This window comes from Meiothermus sp., from assembly GCF_025060375.1.
Classification (GTDB): Bacteria; Deinococcota; Deinococci; order Deinococcales; family Thermaceae; genus Meiothermus.
Genome location: NZ_JANXCG010000010.1, coordinates 1 through 2,432, shown reverse-complemented (window position 1 = coordinate 2,432; position 2,432 = coordinate 1). Strand labels below are relative to the sequence as shown.

Below are 2,432 nucleotides of genomic sequence, written 5' to 3'. Positions count from 1 at the left end.
GAACCGCTCCTCTACCTTGATGCCGGGGTTGCGCTGCTCGAAGACGCGGATGAGCTCACGCAGCGCCGGCAGGCCGAAGGCCTCCGTGTTGATGTGCCAGTACTGCAGGGTGATGGGCCCCTGGGCCCAGGCCAGGCCGAAGAGGGCGAGTCCGGCGAGCAGTCGGTGCACCATAGTTGACCCCCAGGGGAATCTATGACACGCCGACGTCAGCCGGGGGTCAGCGGGGAGGGTGGACGCAGAAGGGTCCTTATGTCTTAAAATTTTAGGTTACCCACAGGAGGCGAGCTATGAGAAGGATGGGATACCTTTTGCTGGGGCACCTGGTCCTTCTGCTCACGGCCTGCCCTGGACCCGGTGCTGACGGGACTGGGACGGGGGGCACCCAGGTTACCGTGCGCCTGGAGGACCCTCGGAATGCCCTCTTGAAGGCCCTCTATCGGGTGGGTAGCGATCCCTGGCGCACCCTTACCTTTCAGAACGCTCAGGCCTCCTTCCGAGCGCCGGAGAGCTCGGAGTACGAGGTAGCCGCCAGGTGCGCGGGTCCTGAGCCCTTCCTTCTGTTTCACAAGGCCCGCGTGAGCCAGACGCGGAGCCTGAGCCTGGTGTGCTCGGCTGAAGGGGGGCCGCCGACGGTTCCCTTTACCCTCAACGTGCAGCTTCCTAGCCAGATCGGCGCTCGGCCCGTGCAGGATGGGGACCTGGTGTTTGCTTATCTGGGCCCCTCTGAGCTGCAGGGGACGGTCTCCTCCGGTGCGGCCACCGTTAACCTGTCGCTTCCTACCGGCCGGCAAACCCTGCTGGTATCCGTTTTCCGGATAAGCGGGTCTCCCCCCAGTTCTTTGGTGCCGATCGGCGGCAGGCTGGTGGGGGTGGAGGTGGTGAGCGGGGGTTCCTCCAGCGTGGATGCCCAGGGCTGGCAGGCCTTCACCCCGCGTTCGATTGCTGCCAGCCTGCCCCCGGGCTTCCAGCCTGAACCAGTTCCCTTGGTTGCCTTTTTCAAGGATGGAATGAAGTCCTTTGGTGTTGCGGGCGCCTTCGACCGCTACGGGGTCCTCCCAGACGCGGGGGGTGTGTACCTGGGAATCCTTCTCGCCCGGTCTGGCTCCCTGCCGAACCAGGAGAGGCTGGTGGTGTTCAAGGACACCGGCGGCCAGGACTGGAACGCGAACCCTCCCCAGCCCTGGGGGGCAGGGCAGTTCACTCCCAGCGGGACCCGGTTCACCTTCGGCCGCACCGACGCCCAGGCCTACCTGCTCGAGCTCCAGGGCTTGGTCCGGGATTCCGCCACTGCCTTGAAGGTGCACGTGCACCTGCATGGGGGGTTCACGAGCTACGAGCTGCCTAGCCTGGGGCAGGAACTGAACTACACCCTGGCGCCAGCGAACTCTGAGGTGTCTTACGAGGTTACGGCCGCGGTCAGGGGCTCCATCGGCTTTGTCTCCCAGAACCTCGCCCCCGGTGCTCCCTCCGAGGCCCTTTTGCGCAACATCGACATTGCCCTTGCGGTGAAGGGCGGCACTTACCGGCTTCCCTAGGCCCCCGCGGGGCCGCTTTCTCCCGGAAGGGCTGCCCTAGGCGGCTGGCAGACCGTGACTCATCCCCGTTGTTGAGCTGTCCCCTCCCCGCTCCTTCCGCCCTCCGGCTCGAGCAAAACCGGGATGAGCCCCCCACGTCCACCACGGCCACCGCCTGGGGCTCCTCCCCTTCTGCCTTGCCATGCTCCGCTCGACCACTATCCGGGCGGATTCCTCGGGGCTCCGAATCTGGGGCGGGAGCAGTACCGGCTTCTCCCAGGGGTGAGCGGGGACAGGTCCCGGAAGGACTACTGCAGGAGCTTCCGGCCAACCCAGCAGCACTGCTTCAAATTCCCCTTTCATGATCACAGAAATCCTCGCAGGGAGCCCGCCGCCGAAAGCGGGAGGTCGGGGCGTGCAGTATTATGCCGCTGCCTACCCCCAAGCCCGCGCCCTGGGCCTGCCCTCCGGGCACTGCCGCATGGCGCTGGCCCAAGCGCAAGTGCTGCCGGAAAGCCCAGGCTGGCGCGAGCCAGGCCATTGGGTTGGGCGTGGGCCGACGGGTCTCGACCGGGCGCGGGGGAGGGGCTGGATAGGGGTGAAGGCATGGGGCAGCGCAGGCAGACCCCAACCCCGGAGGTTCCGCGCAGGCACCCCACGGCTTTAGCCGTGGGAGGATGTCAGTGCCCCTGCCAGGGGGCTGTGCCCTCAGGGGTTTGCCTGGCTTGAGGGCGGGGGCGGCCCGGAGTTCCTGCGGGGAGGTCTGGAGCTGCATTGGGCCTTTCCGGCGCCCTCAGGTCCCCCCGTCCACTCCTTCACCAATGAGCCAGCGGACCTCCTGCTTCAGGGTTCTGGCGAAGCGGGGGCTGTGCCTGGCCAGGGCCCGCCACTCCTCCAGGGTATAGACCAGGGCCT

Annotated in this window: 1 protein-coding gene; it reads left to right on the top strand. The window is 66.9% G+C overall.

All coding sequences use genetic code 11. The features are described 5' to 3' along the window. Window positions 1–290 precede the first annotated feature (290 nt). On the top strand, window positions 291–1,538 hold the full coding sequence (locus NZ849_RS01150) for a hypothetical protein (protein ID WP_295403189.1): 1,248 nt from the start codon (window positions 291–293) through the stop codon (window positions 1,536–1,538). Window positions 1,539–2,432: the final 894 nt, after the last annotated feature.

What these genes read in the sequence shown, in the direction of transcription:
- NZ849_RS01150 (WP_295403189.1), top strand. Translation starts at nt 291, where the DNA reads ATGAGAAGGATGGGATACCTTTTGCTGGGGCACCTGGTCCTTCTGCTC.